Raw genomic sequence first — 16,482 nt, 5'->3', positions numbered from 1 at the left:
GCGTCGCGGCTGTCAATGTTTTTCTCTGCCCGGCCAGCCGCGCGGCCGTGGAAAGATCGAGCGACTGTTCGCCACCGTGCACCAGATGTGCCTGTCCCGCTCGAAAACACGGTTTCATGCTGTGAGCTGGGGTTTTGCTGCGTGATCAGAGCGACGGCTGCGACCATCGCAAGGTGTTGTTGTCGCTTGTCTACCGGTTGGTGAGGTGCTTGTTCGGCCTGCTGGCGGTGCTGGTCCGCTCCGATCTATCCAAGGACGTTGAGCTGCTGGTGCTCCGTCATGAGAATCAGGTGCTGCGTCGTCAGCTCGGTGACCGGCCGCGGTGGGGACACGTCGACCGGCTCTGGCTCACAGCGTTGTCGAGGCTGGTTCGCCGCCGCCGGTGGGCGGAGACGTACCCGGTCACGCCGGCGACGATCTTACGCTGGCATCGCAACCTGGTAGCGCGTAAGTGGACCTTCACCGACAGGCGGCGCCCTGGACGGCCATGCACCCGCCGACCAGTCAAGGCACTGATTGTGCGGATGGCGCGGGAGAACCCGACCTGGGGGCACAGGAGGATCCCAGGCGAGTTGGCTCGCCTGGGTTACCCGATCGCAGCCTCCACGGTGTGGGAGATCCTGCACACGGCCGGTATCGACCCGGTGCCCCGCCGGGCGGGGCCGAGCTGGCGGCAGTTCCTGGCCGCCCAGGCCCACGCGATCATCGCGTGTGACTTCCTGGTGGTCGAGACCATGCTGCTCAAACGGTTGTACGTGCTGGTCTTCATCGAGCACGGCACCCGGAGACTGCACCTTGCCGGAGTGACCGCGCACCCAACCGGGGCATGGACGGTGCAGCAGGCTCGCAATCTCGTGATGGACCTGGGCGATCGCATATCCGGGCTGCGGTTCGTGATCCACGACCGGGATCCTCTCTTCACCTCCGCCTTCCGGGAGGTCTTCACCGCCGAAGGGCTGCGGGACATCACCACCCTGCCGCGGACGCCGAGGATGAACGCCATCTGCGAGCGCGTCATCGGCACCCTACGCCGCGAACTCCTGGACCGCATCCTGATCCTCAACGAACGTCACCTGGTACTCGTGCTCGGCGAATATCTGATCCACTACAACGGGCACCGGCCGCACCAGTCACGGCAACAGCGTCCCCCGGACATCGCATCGCAGCCCGCCCGCGACCTGACCGACCTACGATCCATCCGCCGAAAACCCGTCGCCACAGGCACGATCAACGAATACCACCACGCCGCTTAACCGCAGCTCAGACCACGTAACTCAATATTCGAGCGGCACAGCCTGCGGACTCCCGCGACGTTCACCTACGATCACATCTCCCTCGAAGCCTGTGAGCAGAAGCGCGATGAACGCACCGGAACCGGGATCAAAGTACGTGCCTGGGATCAGGCCACGCCATACAGTGCATGCTGGAGCCGCCACTCCTACTTCATGATGTACGACTGGAAAGTGACGACCACCAAGGGCCAGAACGGGACGACGCAAAAGAAGACCGCGTCGCCAACGGTGGACGGTCAGTTGCACTTCGACGCCACGGTCGTGATCCACACCTACCTCGGCAACCGCAGTGGTACCGGGATCATCGGTGGGGGCCAGCATCCGCGCGACATCAAGGTTTTCACGAAGATCGACGATCTCGATGGCGGCGCCGATGATGGGGCGCTCGGCTGGTTCGAGTGCCTGCTGACTGGGTGCGATGGCAAGTTCGACGACGACGACCTGGACCGGGTGCTGAGCCTGCAGGTGGACGTACAGGGCGGCACGAACGCCTGCACGCTCACTTCCGGGTCGGGCTACAACAACTCGCTGAAGCGGAGCAATAGCATCTCCCAGTGGGTAGCCGACGGGCGGGACGAGTTCCTCCTCCGGTCGCAGGCTGCGAGGGTGAGCAGTTGCACCGTTCGTCCATGGATCACGTTCGACGACCCCACCCCTCATACGGGTAAAAAGCAATCGGTCGCCTTGTGGGGGCCGCCTGGTGCGGTGTCGGGCGCCACTTCGGAATCCATGGCCAAACGGGCGAATTCGCCCGTCATGATGTGCGACAGTCTGCCCATGTGGGAGAACACCGGCGCGTGCATCATCAAGGGCACGAGCCGCATCTACAAGATGTACACCCACGATCCCGATATCGGGGCGGTACCTCAGCATATCCACCAGGCATGGACGAACCCGGCCAGCACCGTGCCGCTCAAGGCGGGCAAAATCGTTCCAGGGCAGTGGGGTTATGCGGCCAACGGCCAACCGCGGGAGACGCCGGCACGCGAGGCGTTGCACCGCATCACGACCGAGGTCAACGGCAGACCGACCGAGACGTACGCAGCCAACCTCGCCGCGAAGAATGCCGTGTGCGACGAGTTCTTCGACGACAGGCCGCGGCCGAAGAACGGCGTAACGGACGAGGACAAGGTCGAGGACTGCGATGAGTTCCCGTTCGCGTCTTCCAAGGAAGGAGGAGCCTATGTTCATGAGAACAACGGCTGGGGCAACTTCTCTGTCAAGGCGATCAATGCCAAGCAGAATCAGCTGGCGGGCTCGGAACTCAACATCTTCTTCTCGCGGTACCGTGTCCGGTCCGGCGACCCTTATTGGCTTCTGATCAACTAGCGAAAGCTGGCCGCCGGGCCTCCAGCCCGGCGGCCTCCGTATGAAAGGCGCGACATGCGACGGTCAGAGTATCTGTGGCACCGGTTGCACAGTTACGCACTCGCCACGGAATTCAGCGCGGTTTGGGTCGATAGGCTGGAACTCGACGAACTGGCGCAGCGCGTGGGTGCCGACTTCCGGCAGGCGCGCCGTTGCGACAGAAACGAACTGGCGGACGAGGTGTTCAACGTCCACGACGCAACGGTGATCTGGGCCGATCGGCTTACCGACGACTGGCTGCAGATCATCGAGTTCCGGGGATACGGGTGCAGCGGCGCCCTGAGCGAACTGTCGGCTCATGGAGGACGAGCGGTCAGTATGGGATGGGGGCTGAATGGCTTACGTGATCTGAGGTACGTGTCGGATGGGTACTACACCACCCTGTTCAGCGTCACCGTTCCCGGCGAGCGGTACGGAAACGCCCCGGACGCCCTCGACTCGCTGACCGAGGGCCTGATGTTCGATATCGACGACACGAGCTGGATGACGGATCCAGAGCTTTCGCCGGAATGGCTGGCCTTCGGGGAATGGTCAGCCTGGATGGAGGAGAATGGATACTCGGTGGGGGATGGCGAAGGTGAGCAACCGGTGCCGGAGGCGTTCGGCGATTTTTACGAGTTGTCCCTGAACGGATACTACCCGTCCTTGGCCACCTGCGTCACCTCGGCCTTGACCCTGGCCGGGCGGCTCACCGGCAGGGAGATCGACGAGGCGTGGCTTAGAGCGCCTAACGCAATGAAGTGAGGCGCCGCCAGCAGATAAGTGCGCAGGCCAGCTTGAGGAAGGCTTCGTGGATGTCGGCGCGGACTTCCCAGCGGATGCGCAGGCGGCGGAAGGCGTGCAGCAGGGCGAAGGTCTGCTCGACGACCCATCGCTGTTTGCCCAGGCCGGAGCCGTGTTCGGTGCCGCGTCGGGCGATCAGCGGGCGGATCTGCAGCTCGCGCACCAGGGCGCGGTACTTGTCGTGGTCGTAGCCGCGGTCGGCGAGCACCACGTCGGGACGCTGGCGAGGCCGGCCGCGCTTGCCGCGCACCTTCGGGATGGCCTCCAGCAGCGGGCGCAGTTGGGTGACGTCGTTGCGGTTGGCGCCGGTCAAGATGACGGCCAACGGGATGCCGGTGGCGTCGGTGATCAGGTGGTGCTTGCTGCCGGCCCGCCCTCGATCGACCGGGGATGGGCCGGTCTGCGCCCCCCTTTTAACGCTCTGATCTGCGAGGAGTCCACCGCGGCGCGGGAGAAGTCGAGCACGTCGGCGGCCCGCAGCCGATCGAGCAGTATCTCGTGCAGCCGCTGCCACACGCCGGAGGCGTTCCACTCGGCCAGCCGCCGCCAGCACGTCATGCCCGAGCCGTAGCCGAGTTCCTGCGGCAGGTGCTCCCAAGCGATCCCGGTGTGCAGCACGAACAAGATGCCCTGCAGCGCCAGCCGGTCATCCAGCCGCTTGCGTCCCGGATGCCGGAACCGCCGCTGACGCTGCGGCAACAACGGCTCGATCACCGCCCACAGCTCGTCGCTGACCTCCCACGGCTTCAGCCTGGCCACCCGCTCTCCTCCCGCTCGGCTACAGCGAGAGATCAAAGCACAACAAAGATCATTCTGTTAGGCGCTCTAAGCGGGTCGCATCCGCGGCTCACCATCCCCCATCGGTTGTGATGGTCGGCGCCGAACCGGTTTGGATGATGCCCAGGCCGGGCCTGGCGCCGAGACCGACGATGACGGCCTGGTAGATGCCGTACAAGACGAGGTGGCGCCCGATGGCAGGCGGTTGAGCTCGTCATCGGTGTCGAAGGGATCGCCCGGCCGGTCGGCACGTCCGATCCTGGACGCGGACGATGTCGTGCTTGTTGATGACGACGGTGTTCATCGTGATCGATATGGCTGCGTTCCCCGTAGACGCTGGAGACGCAGCCAGCGATGCGGCGCAGGTCGGGGGATGGGCCCTCCATCAAATGTCGATCGTCATCTCCGCTCCCGGGCTCGGCAGGGTGCGAGAGTGAACAGGCCTCGGTCATAGTCATTGGACTTGGCCGGGCCGATGCCGCGAAGGAGTCGTTTGGTGAACGCGGCTGCGTCGATGATGCCCAGCCGGCTCTCCAAGGTGGCGGTGTGCAGGACGACCGGCTTGCCACCGGCCTTCTCACCGTAGAAACGGCGTACGGGCAGTGATGCGTACCCCCGAGTCGAGGCGACTGTGCGTCGTCGGAGAGGCCAGGCCGGAATAGGCGGGTCGGTTCGCGCGGGCGGGACGTCGAACCCCATTCCGCACGGTGCGACAGGAACCAGCCGAAGTGCTGGTCCGCGATGGGACAGTGCTAAATGATTGCAGCACCCACGTGCGCAGGGTGCCCCGGCTTACGCCCAGGTCGGCGGCGATGCCTATGTAGGTCGCGCCGGGGGTGGACTCGTTCAAGGCCACGGCATCGGCCTTGAACTCATCCGAGTAGTCCTTCATGCCATCGGCGGTCTTCTCGCTTCCTCCGGATCAAGCAAGATCCAGTATCAGCGTGTCCACCAACCAGGGGGAAGTGCCGACTGTTGGACTGGACCGGTCAGGGCGTTGGGAGGTCGAACAGCGCGCTGGCTGCGGTGATGATGGATTGGACGGCGTTGAGGATGAGGGTGCGTTGGGCTGGGGTGTGGTGGCTGGAGTAGGTGGCGGTGGTTTGGTAGGAGGCGTGGCCGGCGATGAGTTGCATGATGCCGGGGGCGACGCCGCCGTCGCGGAGCATGGTGATCATGGTGTGGCGGAGGGCGTGTGGGGTGATGTGTTTGGCCAGGCCGCGTTCGCGGGCGAGGGTGAGTGTCGGTTTGAGGATGCGGTTGCGCTGGTTGTTGTAGTCGATGTAGCTGCCGGTACGACTCCGGAAGAGCGGCTGGTCGGCGTGGCAACCTTCTGTGCGCCGGGTAAGTAGGGCTGCGAGGGTCGGGCTGATAGGGACGCTGCGCTGTTTCTTGCCCTTGGGGTAGGGCTTGATCTGCCATCGGCGGCGGCCGGTGGTCTCATCGAGCAGGTAGGCGTAGGTCTGGACGATGTGGAGTTGGCGGCCTGCGGGGTCGAGGTGGGTGACGTGGAGGCCGGCGGTTTCGCCCCAGCGGAGGCCGGTGGCCATTTCGGTGATGATGAACAGGGCGGTGTCGGGGTCGATGTCGTGGACGGCCTTGAGGTAGAGGGCGACTTCGGGGCCGTAGAGGACGGCTCGGGCGGTGACCGCTGCGGTCGGTAGGCGGAAGGCGGTGCAGGGGGAGGAGGCGAGGAGCGGAGGTTCGCCGTCTTCGCCCTGATGGAGGGCTGCTTGAAAGACGGGTTTGATCGCTCCCCGGTACATCTTCGCCACCGTGGCGGCCGACAGCGTCCCTGCGTCCGGCGGTGCAGGCCGGGGTGAACCTGCTTCTTCCCACTGCCGCAGCATCTCGGGGGAGATACGGCCGGTCGCTTTGACCGCGATGTTGTTGGCTCGTGCCCACCGTCGTGCGGCTTGTTCGTCGGACAGGGCGGCGCGGGGTTGGTGTTGGTTGCCGGCGGAGGGTTTGGTGAGCATCCATTCGACCCATTCCCGCAGTACGCGGCGGGTGACCTGGTCGAGTGGCAGGTGGCCGAAGTGGGGGAAGATGTGGCGTTCGGCTTCGGCGAGGTAGGTGGCCCGTTGGGTGGGGGAGGCGCCGAGGCGGGTGGCGTAGTTGTGGCGGGCGTACTGCTCGAAGCTCGGCATCTCAAGGTCCTGCATAGGGTCGTAGTTCGGGTCTTCGATGCCGTGGCAGCCCTTGGGGTAGCCGTGCGGCCGATTCTCGCCGCTGAGTGTGACCAGCGAGGCGAAGTCATCGGCGACCTGGCGGTCATAGCAGGTCTCGAAGTCTTCCTTGCTGTTCCTGCCCCCGCCGATGCGCCATTTGACCAGCCAGGACTTCGCGCCGTTCTTGGCCGTGCGTTCGATGACTCTGGCCACCCGTGCCCCCCGTTGACGTACTGGTGGCATGGTGACGGACGCCGGGACTGGTGGGCGGCGGGGACGCGCGGAGATGATCGAACGCCGACTGCAGCATGGCGAGATGCGGGAACATCGGGGGAACATGATCTTGAAGTGATCATTAACGACCCACGAGCATCGACCAAACAGGCCCTCTGACCTGCGGTGATGTCGGTAGGGCGGGTGGGACTTGAACCCACGACCCACGGATTATGAGTCCGATGCTCTGACCGGCTGAGCTACCGCCCCTGGATGAAGTTGTCCAACGCACGGCAGACACCGAGCGGATCATGCCGAGCCCCGCGCAAGCTAAGGCTAGAGCATCGAACCCGATCGTGGCGCCCGGCCGGACGGGAGACAGGTCTCCGCCGACATCATTCCATGCTTGCAGGCGCTGTAGGAGTCCAAGCCGATCATATTCGCCCACGGAAGAAACAGGGGGGCGGCGAGTGCGGGTGCTCGGGCAGGGGTCCGCACTCGCCGCCGGGGACAGGGCCGGGGACAGGGCCGGGGACAGGGCCGGGGACAGGGCCGGGGACAGGGCTGGGGATGGGGGTGGGCTACGGTCGGTTGAGGCCGAGCGTGTACGAGCCCGCCCCGCTGTACGCGTGCACGCGGTACCGGTAATACCCCGCCGCGCCGTTGTAGGTGATGCTCTCGTCAGGGTTGGGGCTGTCGCCGCGGGCCACCACGGCCCAGGACGAGCCGTTCCACCGCTGCAGGTAGACGTCGAAGTCAACCCCGCTGGGCCCGTCGAGGCAGGCCGCGTGGGTGCCGGAGACGGTCGTCTGGTAGTAGGAGCCGTTCGGCTGGTAGACACTCTGGTTCGAGGTCAGCGATCCGCTGTACGTCTCCTCGTACCCCTGGCAGCCCGTCGGCGGCGGGTCGGTGCCGCCGGACGTGACGAGGGTGAGGCCGCCTGCGGAGAGGATCTCGCCGAGGGGCTGGAAGTACGTGGTGCCGCCCACCGAGCAGTTGCCGGAGCCGCCGGAGGTCATGCCCTGGGCCTGGTCGCCGGAGATGAACGAGCCGCCCGAGTCCCCGCCTTCGGCGCACACGTTGGTGCGTGTCAGGCCCGAGACCGTGCCCTCCGGGTAGTTGACGGTGGAGTTCAGGGCCTGGACGGTGCCGCAGTGCCACTGGGTGGTGGAGCCGGAGCGGCAGATGGAGCCCTGGGGCTGGGTGACGGCCGCGCCGCGGACGGGCAGGATGCCGGCGCTGTAGCCGTTGACGACGCCGGGGGCGGTCCAGTTGGTGTTCGTGGCGACCCAGGCGTAGTCGTTGCCGGGGAACGACGAGATCTGGAACGTGCCCTGCGCCACCCGGTTGTAGCCGGTCGTGGTGACGCCGGTGCCGCCGCAGTGGCCGGCGGTGGTGAAGCCGAGCTGGGTGCCGCGCCTGGTGGCGAAGCCGATCGAGCAGCGGTAGCCCTCGGAGGTGTAGTACGCGTCGCCGCCGCGGATGTCGTAGAAGAGGCGCGGGCGCTCGGCCGAGGCCTCGAAGGTCACGGCGGCGGGGTCGGAGATGCCGCTGGTGGCGACCCAGGCGCGGGCGGCCTGCTCGTCGCTGGTCAGGACGACGACGGAGTTGCTCTGCGGGGAGACGGCCCAGCTGTGCACGGAGGCCGGTGGCGCCGCCCGGTCGAGGCCCTCCTTGAGGGTGACGAGCTGGGCGAGGGAGCGCGGGACGACCCGGGCCCTAACGCCGGCGCGGGTGATGCCGGCCGTGTCGGCGGCGGAGGTGGTGGCCACGACGAGCGCGCTTTCCGCGCCTTCGTACCAGATTCCGGCAAAGCGGTCGCCGAGCTTCTTGCTCAGGCCGGGTGCGGCGGCGTTGCCGCGGGCCTCGTTGGCCAGGCGGTTGATCGCCTGGTCCTTGGTGATGCCGAGGTCGCGCTGCAGGGCGTCGACCACGCCCGAAGGCGGTTTCGCGGTGGCGGCGGCCGGGGTCGTCGTCACCAGTAACGCGCCGATCGCGATCCCGATCAGCGCCGGGGTTCGGAGCATGGGTGTCTCCTCGCTGCTGGGGGTGCCGTCACGGTAACGGCGGTCCCCGGCGCGGAGGAGTATTACTTTGCCCCTATCGCCGTGTTATGGAGCGGTGCCGTAACCCGGGTTTCGTACCAGCCAGTCGTAGTAGACCGGGCTCCGGCGTACGGCGTCCATGTGGGCCTGCTTCGCCTGCCCGACCACCCAGGCGGCCTCGGGCGCGGTGGGGTGGCGGCCGAGGAGCTGCCGCCAGCGCAGCGGCGCGCGGGCCAGCGGCACCATGATCAGCCCCTGGGCGGCCTGGTGGGTGGCCTGGCAGAGCACGACGGCCCGCCCGACCTGCGCGAGGTGGGCGCAGGTGGGCACGTCGGTCTCGTAGATCGTGCCCGGCGTGAACCCGGCCCGCGCGCACGCCATCGCGAAGCAGTCCGCGAAGCAGCCGTCGCCCGGCGTCACCGCCCACTGCTCGGCGGCGAGGTCGGCCAGCTCCACCTCCTTCTCCTTGGCGACGGGATGGCCCTCTCCGACCAGGCAGAAGACGGGGTCGAGGCTGATCGTCTCCCAGATGAGCGTGCCGGTGGGGGTGCCGGAGTCGCCGCAGGCTCCGGTCAGCACGTAGTCGAGGCGGCCGAGCTCGACCATGCTGTTCAGCTCGTGCGTCGACCAGGAGGTGTACGTGCTGACCTTGCGCTCCGCGGCGAGCCGGTCGACCAGGCCGCCGAGTATCGGCCCGTTCGTGGCGCCGATGCGGAAGCCGGGGGAGGGGGTGTGAGCGAAACGTACGGCTTCGTCCTGCAGTTCTTTGGCTGCGGGGAGAAGGACGCGTGCTCTGGCGAGCACGAGTTCGCCGAGGCGGGTGGGCCTGGCGCCGTGGCGGTCACGCTCGAAGAGGGCGCCGCCGAGCACCCTCTCGATGCGCTTGAGCTGTGCGGTCAGGGCCGGTTGTGCCAGCCCGAGCAGGGACGCGGCCTTGCTCACACTTCCCGCGTCCGCGACCGCGCGGACGATCCTGAGGTGCCTGAGCTCGAGGTCCATAACGGGAAGGTAAGGCGGCGATCTCTTACAAACAATGCCTCTATGTCAGGAATTGTGACAGATATTGTTCGGGGGTTCCTGGGGTAGGGGGAGCGCATGACGACGATGGGAATAGATCCGGCCCAGCTCAGCGACGATGACCTGGTACGCGAGCTGCGGCAGTTGCACACGACCCGGAGCGATACTTTTTTCCACGGGTCCGACGACGCGCTCGAGCACCACACCTCCCGCACGAACGAGCTGGAGGCCGAGTACCTCCGCCGCTGCCCCGACCGCGAGGTCGACCCGGCGCGGCTGAGGGAGGGAGCGAGGCAGCGGTCATGACGGAAGGTCACGACGTCCAGGCCCTGTCGGACCGGGACATTCACGTGTACGAGACCGTCGCCTCCCAGGCCGTCGAGTGGGCCGGCGGCGGCGCCGGGTTCGGCGGGATCGTGCGGGCATCGGGGCTGGCGGAGGAGGAGGTGCGCGAGAGCCTGGAGAAGCTGGTCGAGCAGGGGTACGTGGTGCCGTCCGGCGACCGGTACGGGCTCGGGCCGCACACGTTCGAAGTCGAGTACTGAACGTCCTAGGACGAGAGCGCACGAAGGACGGCCGCCTGCTCCGCCGTCACGCCCGACGCGCGCTGGCCGGCCGCCTCCTCGGGCGTGAGCCCGGCCGCGCACCAGGCCGCCACCTCCTCCAGCGGTACGGCGCCCCACCAGGAGGCCATGACCTCCACCGCGGGGAGCCCGGCCCTGGCCGCCTCGGCCGCCGTGAAACCGAGTGCCCTGAACACCCGCGCGTCCCCCTGGTCCACCCGCCGCCGCGCCCATTCCTCGGCCGCCGCCCCGTCCCAGCCCGCGTCGGCGTACGCGCGGGCCACGTCGGCCGGCACGCCCGCGCGCAACAGCCGTCGCAGCGTCCGAACGACCTCGGAGGCGGGCGCGGCGGGCTCGGGCGCAGCCAGCCGGGCGAACCAGGGCACCCGGCGCGGGCGCTCGCCGGCCAGGTGCCTGCGGGCGGCGTCGTGCGGGGCGATGCCCAGCTCGTGCCAGCGCACCGCGTCCTGGGGCGTCATGCCGGCGCGCTGCCAGGTGACGACCGTGCGGGGGGTGGCGGCGGCGGTGCTCCACAGGCGGGCGTCGGCGGGGACGGTCACGCCCGCCTCCCGCCACGCCACGGCCTCCCCGGGACCGAACCCGGCCCCTCTCCATCGGCGTACCTCACCCTGCGTGAGGTCTGTCCACTCCGTCACCCGGGGCTCCCCTCCTGGGCCACGCGTACCGTGCTCGACCAGGCCGGAGCCGCGTGGCGGGCGCCGAACAGGCAGGTCACGACGTACGGGCGGGGACGCCGCTCCGGCCACGGGGTGTCACCGTCGGTGAGCACGACGAGCACGTCGGCCCGCGGCGCAGCCGCCTCGAAGCCCGGCCGCAGGTCCGTGCCACCGCCGCCCACCAGCTCCACCTGGGCCGCGGCCCGGACCCGCTGGGCCGGATGCGCCTCGGTGTCGCAGCAGATCACGTCGAGCCGCCGGTGCCCGATGGCGCGCAACACCCCGTCCAGCTCGGCGAGGGCCTGTTCGAGTGCGGTACGGGGGACGCTGCCCGAGGTGTCGACCAGGACGGCGACGCGGGGGAGCGGGCGGATCAGGGCGGGCAGCACGATCGACGGCGCGGCGCCGGCACGCCTGGACGGGCGGCGGTAGCTGTAGTCCACCCGGCCCGCCGCCTGGGCCAGGCCCCTGCGGACCAGGCGGGCCAGCAGGATCCGCCAGTCCACCTCGGGGCGGAGCGTCGCCTCCGCCCAGCGCCGCCAGCCGCCCGGGGCCGTTCCTCTGGCCTCGATCTCGGCGGCCACGGCCCTGGCCAGGAGCTCGCGTTCCAGCGCCGTCGTCGCCTCCGGGCCGGTGAACGGCGGCTCGGCGCAGGGGAGCAGGCGGGGTGGGAGGTCGAGGAGATCGAGCAGCTCGGCGTACCGCTCGGCGAGCAGGCCGTCCGGCAGGCCGAGGGTCTCGGGGGAGATCGTGCCTGCGGGGGCGCCGGGCAGGTCGTCGTTGACCTCGGCGTCGGCGGCGCGGGCCCAGCGCAGCGGGTCGTCCTGGTGGGGCCGGGCGCGGGCGTGGTGGTCCCTGAGAAGGTGCCCCACCTGGTGGAGCAACCACCAGCCGAGCTCGGGCACGGGGATGGCGGGGGTGGTGGCCGGGTCGAGGTGCAGGTTCCAGTGCTCGTCGGCGGCGGGGCGGGGCGGAGCGGTCCCGTGAAGGAGCGGGGTGAGGGCGAACAGGGCCGAGGCGAGGTACGGCGCCTGCGCGGCCGCCCACAACCGGGCACTGGCGAAGCGATCGAGCGCCGCCCGCTCGTTCACGGCATCAGCTCCGCGCAGGGGAGAGTGCTCGTTCACAGCGTCTGCTCCGCGCAGGGGAGAGTGCTCGTTCACAGCGTCTGCTCCGCGCAGGGGAGAGTGCTCGTTCACGGCATCAGCCCCGCGGACCGCAGGATCGGGGCCAGCTCCAGCACCGTCCGCGGCAGGACCGCGCCGTGCGGGCGGCGGGCGGCGAGGGAGCGGGCCGCGGTGGCCGCCACGTCGGGGGTGCGCCGGGCCACCCGGCCGATCACCTGCCACGCCCGCTGCCAGGCGTCCGCGCTCCCGTCGGCGGCCACGTGCGCCACCACCGAGCCGAGCACGGCGTGCACCCGGTCCACCCGGTCGGGCAGCGGGGCGGTGGGGTCGGCGAGCAGGGCCGCGGGATCGGGCAGGTCCAGGTCGCGCAGCCAGGACAGCAGCTCGAACCCCGCGGCCTCCCCGACGGCCCCGGTCACCAGCTCGGCCTGCACCCGCCGCGGCCCGCCGTGGCCGGCGCCGCCGGTGAAGGCCAGGGCCGTGGCCGCCAGCTCCCACGTCCGCGGGCTCGGCCACGCCCGCGCCGGCCCGCCGGGCACCGCCAGCACCAGCTCCGGCCGTACCCGCAGGAACGCCCCCACCAGCGCCCGGGCCCGCCCCACCGACGCGCTGTCCACCTCCTCGTGAGCACCCGCCGGCGCGGGGAAGCCGCCGATGAACCCCTCCGCCACCGACTCGGCGCTGACCGTCCAGTCCAGGTGGACGAGCCGGTTGGCGAGCGGCGCCGACAGGTCCCAGCCGTCGGCGGCCTGCTCGGGCGGGTTCGCGGCGGCCACGATCCGCACCGCCGGGGGCAGTGCCAGGTCCCCGACCGCCCGCTCCAGCACCACCCGCAACATCGCGGCCTGTACGGCGGGCGGCGCCGTGGTGAGCTCGTCGAGGAACAGGATTCCTCTCCCTGCCGAGGCGAGCCGGGAGGCCCACCGAGGCGGCGCGAACCAGGTCTCCCCGTCACGCAGCACCGGCAGCCCGGCGAAGTCGCTCGGCTCCCTGATCGAGCCGACCACGACCTCCACCGGCAGCCCCAGCCGCTCCCCGAGGGCCAGCACGGCCGAGGTCTTGCCGGTCCCGGGCGACCCCCACAGCAGGACCGGCAGGTTCGCCGCCACCGCGACGGACAACGCGTCCACGAACAACATCCTCCTCGCGTCAACTTTGATTGACCTTCCTGTGGTCAACGTAGGTTGACGCGGGGCCGGATGTCAAATCTCCAGCACGAGCTTGCCGACGAAGTCTCCGCTCTCCATCAGCGCGTGCGCCTTGGCGGCCTCGGCCAGCGGGAAGACGCGGTCCACGTGCACGTTCAGCGAGCCCTCCGCCGCCAGCGCGGCCACCGCGGCCAGCCCCTCGTGGTCGGGCTCCACGACGAACAGCCCGTGCCGCAGCCCCGCCGCCGTGTACGCCTCGACGTCCCCGGGCGTCAGCCCGGCGACCGCGATGAGCGCGCCACCCGGCCGGATCACGGGGAGCGACCTGGCCGGATAGTCCCCGCCCACGATGTCGACCACGAGATCGACGTCGGACACGGCCGAGGCGAAGTCCGTGCCGGTGTAGTCGATCACCTCGTCGGCCCCCAGCCCCCGCACGAAGGAGTGCTTGGAGCCGCGCGCCGTGGCGATCACGTACGCCCCGCGCAGCTTGGCGACCTGCACCGCCAGGTGCCCGACCCCGCCCGCGGCGGCGTGGACCAGCACCCGCTGCCCCGGCGAGACGTCCACGATGTCGCCGAAGCCCTGCCACACCGTCAGCGCCGACATGGGCAGCGCCGCCGCCTGCACGTGCGTGATCCCGGCGGGCTTGAGCGCGAACTGCCGTGGCCTGGCCACCACGTACTCCGCGTACGCCCCGGCGTAGCGCGGGAAGTTCAGCATGCCGAACACCTCGTCGCCGGGCTTGAACCGGCCGACGTACTCGCCGACCTCCTCGACGACGCCCGACACGTCCCAGCCGGGGATCAGCGGCGGCTCGGTGTAGTCCGGCGGGTACGGGACGCGCCGCAGCTTCCAGTCCGGCGGGTTGACGCCGGCGGCCACGACCCGTACGAGCACCTCGTGCGCCTGCGGCTCGGGCCGGGCGACGTCGGCGAGCTCCAGCACCTCGGGCTCGCCGAAAGAGCGATAGACGATCGCACGCATGTTCTCAGTCACAAGGGACATGCTGGTCAGGCAAGGTACCCCTTGTGAAGAAGGCACCTGGTTGATATCCAGGTACCTGATGGATACCACCTTTCCCGATCTGCGCCGCTACGGCGGCGCCGAGGCGTTCCTGCGGGCGTGCAAGCCCAACACCGTGCTCGGCATCTTCACCGGCAAGTGGGCCGGCCTCGTCATGGGCGCCCTGCTCGACGGCCCGCGGCGCTTCAACGAGCTGCGCAGGATCCTCGACGGCCTCACCCAGAAGATGTTGTCGCAGACGCTGCGCGGCCTGGAGCGCGACGGCCTGGTCAGCCGCACCGTCTACCCGACGATCCCGCCCAGGGTCGACTACGAGCTCACCGACCTGGGCCGCAGCGCGATCGGCGTGCTGCAGGCCATCGGCGAGTGGGCGGGCGAGCACGCCGACGAGGTGATCGCCGCCAGGAACGCCTACGACGAGCGGGCCAAGGAGCCGGTCACACCCGTCTGATCCGCGCCCACACCAGGAACGCGCCGCCGAACACGGCCATGGCCAGCCCGGTCCACAGGTTGATCGCGCTGCCCACCACCCCGGCGACGATGAGGATCACGCCGTACAGCAGGAACAGCCCGCCGATCACCATTCTGATGTCACTCACAGGATCACTCCGTACGCCAGGACCGCCAGGACGAGCGCGCCGGTGCCGAGCAGGACGGGCGAGCGGTACCACCGCGCGTCCCCGGCCAGCGCGTCGTCCTCCAGGTTCACGTCGCTGAGCCCGTACACGAGCCCGCGCAGCTCCTCCTCCGGCTTCCGCGTGGTGACCAGCGTGACCACCACGGACACCGCGATGTCCACGGCGAACGCCAGCCCCGCGCCCCAGAAGCTGGCGTTCAGCTCGGTGCCGAAGTCCACCAGCCCCGCCTTGTACGCGATGTACGACGCGAAGGCCGCCAGCGTGCCCGAGAGCAGCCCCCAGAACCCGGCCCACGGCGTCATCCGCCGCCAGAACAGCCCGAGGATGAACGTCGCGAACAGCGGCGCGTTGAAGAAGGAGAAGAGCGTCTGCAGATAGTTCATGATGTTGGAGTAACCGGCCGCGATGAACGCCGTGCCGACCCCCATCGCCACGCCGGCCACGGTCGCCACCCGCCCCACCAGCAGGTAGTGCCGGTCCTCGCGCCCCGGCCGCAGGTGCGCCTGCCAGATGTCGTTGGTGAAGACCGTGTTGAACCCGCTGATGTTGGCCGCCATCCCCGCCATGAACGAGGCCAGCAGCCCGGTCACCGCGATCCCCAGCACGCCGTTCGGCAGCAGGTCCCGCATGAGCAGCGGGATCGCGTTGTTGTAGTCCTGCCCCTCGCCCCACCCGCTGAACAGCACGAGCGCGATCAGCCCCGGCAGCACGGTCACCAGCGGGATGAAGATCTTCGGGTACGCGGCGATGATCGGCGTCAGCCTGGCCGCGTTGGTGTTCCTGGCCGACAGGGCCCGCTGCACCTCGGCGAAGTTCGTGGTCCAGTAGCCGAACGACAGCACGAACCCCAGCCCGAACACGATCCCGATCCAGTGCGCCTGCATCGGGTTGTCGCCGGCCGTGTCGGCCCAGGTGTGCAGGCCCGCCTCGCCGAGCGGGCTCTGCCGTACCTTCTCGAACAGCCCGGAGATCCCGCCCACCTTGATCAGCCCGAGCACGGTGAGGGGGATCAGGCCGGCCAGGATCACGAAGAACTGCAGCACCTCGTTGTAGATCGCCGAGGAGAGCCCGCCGAGCGTGATGTAGGCCAGCACGATCACCGCCGACACCACCACCGAGACGGTCAGCGGCCAGCCCAGCAGCGCCTCGATGACCAGGGCCAGCGCGTACAGGTTGACCCCGGCGATGAGCACCTGCGCGACCGCGAACGTGATCGCGTTGAGTAACTGCGTGGCGGGGTTGAAGCGCCTGCGCAGGAACTCCGGCACGCTGCGCACCTTCGACCGGTAGTAGAACGGCATCATCACCAGGCCGAGGAACACCATGGCGGGGACGGCGCCGATCCAGTAGTAGTGCAGCGTCATGGCGCCGTACTGGACGCCCTGGGCCGCCATGCCGAGGATCTCGATCGCGCCGAGGTTCGCCGAGACGAACGCCAGCCCCGTGATCCAGGCGGGCAGCCCGCGCCCGGCCAGGAAGAAGTCGAGGCTGGAGCTGATCCGGCGGCGTGCGGCGAATCCGATGGCGAGCACGGTCACGAAGTAGATCGCGATGAGCGCATAGTCGAGGAGGTTCACATCGAGACGCACGGCGATCCGGCTACCCGTAGTGGACCTTCGTATGCGGCGCTCCTACAG

At 69.2% G+C, this 16,482-nt stretch carries 18 protein-coding genes and 1 tRNA gene; 6 read left to right on the top strand and 13 right to left on the bottom strand.

Annotation, left to right across the window (positions count from 1 at the left end):
* Positions 1 to 209: 209 nt before the first annotated feature.
* From HD597_RS34545 to HD597_RS34535, 3 genes are all read left to right on the top strand, one after another.
* Positions 210 to 1,253: an integrase core domain-containing protein gene (locus HD597_RS34545; RefSeq protein ID WP_253747449.1), complete on the top strand. Its 1,044-nt coding sequence runs from the start codon at positions 210 to 212 to the stop codon at positions 1,251 to 1,253.
* Between the two features lie 192 nt (positions 1,254 to 1,445).
* Positions 1,446 to 2,621 carry a NucA/NucB deoxyribonuclease domain-containing protein gene (locus HD597_RS34540; RefSeq protein ID WP_253747447.1) on the top strand — a complete coding sequence of 392 codons (1,176 nt, stop codon included), beginning with the start codon at positions 1,446 to 1,448 and terminating at the stop codon, positions 2,619 to 2,621.
* Positions 2,622 to 2,675: 54 nt separating this feature from the next.
* Complete coding sequence (locus HD597_RS34535) at positions 2,676 to 3,404, top strand: DUF6461 domain-containing protein (protein WP_253747445.1); 729 nt, start codon at positions 2,676 to 2,678, stop codon at positions 3,402 to 3,404.
* Here HD597_RS34535 and HD597_RS34530 read toward each other — a convergent pair.
* From HD597_RS34530 to HD597_RS34505, 7 genes are all read right to left on the bottom strand, one after another.
* Positions 3,388 to 4,202 (bottom strand): IS5 family transposase gene (locus HD597_RS34530; RefSeq protein ID WP_372513317.1). Its coding sequence is split into 2 segments (ribosomal slippage): positions 3,388 to 3,848 and positions 3,848 to 4,202, totalling 816 coding nucleotides; the frame shifts between segments, so codons are not numbered across the junction. The genes HD597_RS34535 and HD597_RS34530 overlap by 17 nt on opposite strands.
* A gap of 417 nt (positions 4,203 to 4,619) precedes the next feature.
* Entirely contained in the window at positions 4,620 to 4,823 is a 204-nt protein-coding gene (locus HD597_RS66985) for a type I-E CRISPR-associated protein Cas6/Cse3/CasE (protein ID WP_372513633.1), read from the bottom strand.
* Complete coding sequence (locus HD597_RS66980) at positions 4,798 to 5,112, bottom strand: transposase (RefSeq protein ID WP_372513438.1); 315 nt, start codon at positions 5,110 to 5,112, stop codon at positions 4,798 to 4,800. Before HD597_RS66980 ends, HD597_RS66985 begins: the two co-directional genes overlap by 26 nt.
* A 97-nt stretch (positions 5,113 to 5,209) precedes the next feature.
* Complete coding sequence (locus tag HD597_RS66080; RefSeq protein ID WP_253747443.1) at positions 5,210 to 6,604, bottom strand: tyrosine-type recombinase/integrase; 1,395 nt, start codon at positions 6,602 to 6,604, stop codon at positions 5,210 to 5,212.
* Between the two features lie 196 nt (positions 6,605 to 6,800).
* A tRNA-Ile gene (locus HD597_RS34515) sits at positions 6,801 to 6,874 on the bottom strand.
* Between the two features lie 311 nt (positions 6,875 to 7,185).
* The gene (locus HD597_RS34510) at positions 7,186 to 8,631 is read right to left on the bottom strand and encodes a S1 family peptidase (RefSeq protein ID WP_253747441.1); all 1,446 of its coding nucleotides are present in this window, start codon (positions 8,629 to 8,631) and stop codon (positions 7,186 to 7,188) included.
* Between the two features lie 84 nt (positions 8,632 to 8,715).
* Positions 8,716 to 9,648: a LysR family transcriptional regulator gene (locus tag HD597_RS34505; protein ID WP_253747439.1), complete on the bottom strand. Its 933-nt coding sequence runs from the start codon at positions 9,646 to 9,648 to the stop codon at positions 8,716 to 8,718.
* A 96-nt stretch (positions 9,649 to 9,744) separates the two neighbouring features.
* Between HD597_RS34505 and HD597_RS34500 the strand changes: the two genes are divergently transcribed.
* A complete protein-coding gene (locus tag HD597_RS34500; protein WP_253747437.1) occupies positions 9,745 to 9,972 on the top strand; it encodes a DUF6158 family protein in 228 nt (75 codons plus the stop codon).
* Positions 9,969 to 10,211, top strand: a complete 243-nt coding sequence (locus HD597_RS34495) for a hypothetical protein (RefSeq protein ID WP_253747436.1) — start codon at positions 9,969 to 9,971, stop codon at positions 10,209 to 10,211. The genes HD597_RS34500 and HD597_RS34495 overlap by 4 nt, the downstream gene beginning before the upstream one ends.
* Positions 10,212 to 10,216: 5 nt before the next feature.
* On the opposite strand, the gene HD597_RS34490 is transcribed toward HD597_RS34495, so the two are convergent.
* The 4 genes from HD597_RS34490 to HD597_RS34475 all read right to left on the bottom strand — a co-directional run bounded on the left by HD597_RS34490 (position 10,217) and on the right by HD597_RS34475 (position 14,189).
* Positions 10,217 to 10,885, bottom strand: coding sequence for a hypothetical protein (locus tag HD597_RS34490; RefSeq protein ID WP_253747434.1), 669 nt, complete (start codon positions 10,883 to 10,885; stop codon positions 10,217 to 10,219).
* A complete protein-coding gene (locus HD597_RS34485; protein WP_253747432.1) occupies positions 10,882 to 12,033 on the bottom strand; it encodes a vWA domain-containing protein in 1,152 nt (383 codons plus the stop codon). The genes HD597_RS34490 and HD597_RS34485 overlap by 4 nt, the downstream gene beginning before the upstream one ends.
* Positions 12,034 to 12,101: 68 nt before the next feature.
* Entirely contained in the window at positions 12,102 to 13,172 is a 1,071-nt protein-coding gene (locus HD597_RS34480) for an AAA family ATPase (protein WP_372513436.1), read from the bottom strand.
* A 63-nt stretch (positions 13,173 to 13,235) separates the two neighbouring features.
* On the bottom strand, positions 13,236 to 14,189 hold the full coding sequence (locus tag HD597_RS34475; protein WP_253747428.1) for an NADP-dependent oxidoreductase: 954 nt from the start codon (positions 14,187 to 14,189) through the stop codon (positions 13,236 to 13,238).
* 58 nt (positions 14,190 to 14,247) lie between these two features.
* On the opposite strand from HD597_RS34475, the gene HD597_RS34470 reads away from it, so the two are divergent.
* Entirely contained in the window at positions 14,248 to 14,658 is a 411-nt protein-coding gene (locus HD597_RS34470; RefSeq protein ID WP_253747426.1) for a winged helix-turn-helix transcriptional regulator, read from the top strand.
* Here HD597_RS34470 and HD597_RS34465 read toward each other — a convergent pair.
* A complete protein-coding gene (locus HD597_RS34465) occupies positions 14,645 to 14,806 on the bottom strand; it encodes a hypothetical protein (RefSeq protein WP_253747424.1) in 162 nt (53 codons plus the stop codon). The two genes, HD597_RS34470 and HD597_RS34465, sit on opposite strands and share 14 nt — an antisense overlap.
* On the bottom strand, positions 14,803 to 16,434 hold the full coding sequence (locus HD597_RS34460) for a sodium:solute symporter family protein (RefSeq protein WP_253747422.1): 1,632 nt from the start codon (positions 16,432 to 16,434) through the stop codon (positions 14,803 to 14,805). The genes HD597_RS34465 and HD597_RS34460 overlap by 4 nt, the downstream gene beginning before the upstream one ends.
* Positions 16,435 to 16,482: the final 48 nt, after the last annotated feature.

It is taken from the genome of Nonomuraea thailandensis, from assembly GCF_024172165.1.
Lineage (GTDB): Bacteria > Actinomycetota > Actinomycetes > Streptosporangiales > Streptosporangiaceae > Nonomuraea > Nonomuraea thailandensis.
Note: the sequence above shows the minus strand (reverse complement) of the source record. Positions and strands in the feature narration are given on the sequence as shown.

Coding starts and splice junctions, on each gene's coding strand:
- HD597_RS34540 (WP_253747447.1), top strand. CDS start 1,446: ATGATGTACGACTGGAAAGTGACGACCACCAAGGGCCAGAACGGGACG.
- HD597_RS34535 (WP_253747445.1), top strand. CDS start 2,676: ATGCGACGGTCAGAGTATCTGTGGCACCGGTTGCACAGTTACGCACTC.
- HD597_RS66980 (WP_372513438.1), bottom strand. CDS start 5,112: ATGAAGGACTACTCGGATGAGTTCAAGGCCGATGCCGTGGCCTTGAAC.
- HD597_RS34510 (WP_253747441.1), bottom strand. CDS start 8,631: ATGCTCCGAACCCCGGCGCTGATCGGGATCGCGATCGGCGCGTTACTG.
- HD597_RS34505 (WP_253747439.1), bottom strand. CDS start 9,648: ATGGACCTCGAGCTCAGGCACCTCAGGATCGTCCGCGCGGTCGCGGAC.
- HD597_RS34500 (WP_253747437.1), top strand. CDS start 9,745: ATGACGACGATGGGAATAGATCCGGCCCAGCTCAGCGACGATGACCTG.
- HD597_RS34495 (WP_253747436.1), top strand. CDS start 9,969: ATGACGGAAGGTCACGACGTCCAGGCCCTGTCGGACCGGGACATTCAC.
- HD597_RS34480 (WP_372513436.1), bottom strand. CDS start 13,172: ATGTTGTTCGTGGACGCGTTGTCCGTCGCGGTGGCGGCGAACCTGCCG.
- HD597_RS34475 (WP_253747428.1), bottom strand. CDS start 14,189: ATGTCCCTTGTGACTGAGAACATGCGTGCGATCGTCTATCGCTCTTTC.
- HD597_RS34470 (WP_253747426.1), top strand. CDS start 14,248: ATGGATACCACCTTTCCCGATCTGCGCCGCTACGGCGGCGCCGAGGCG.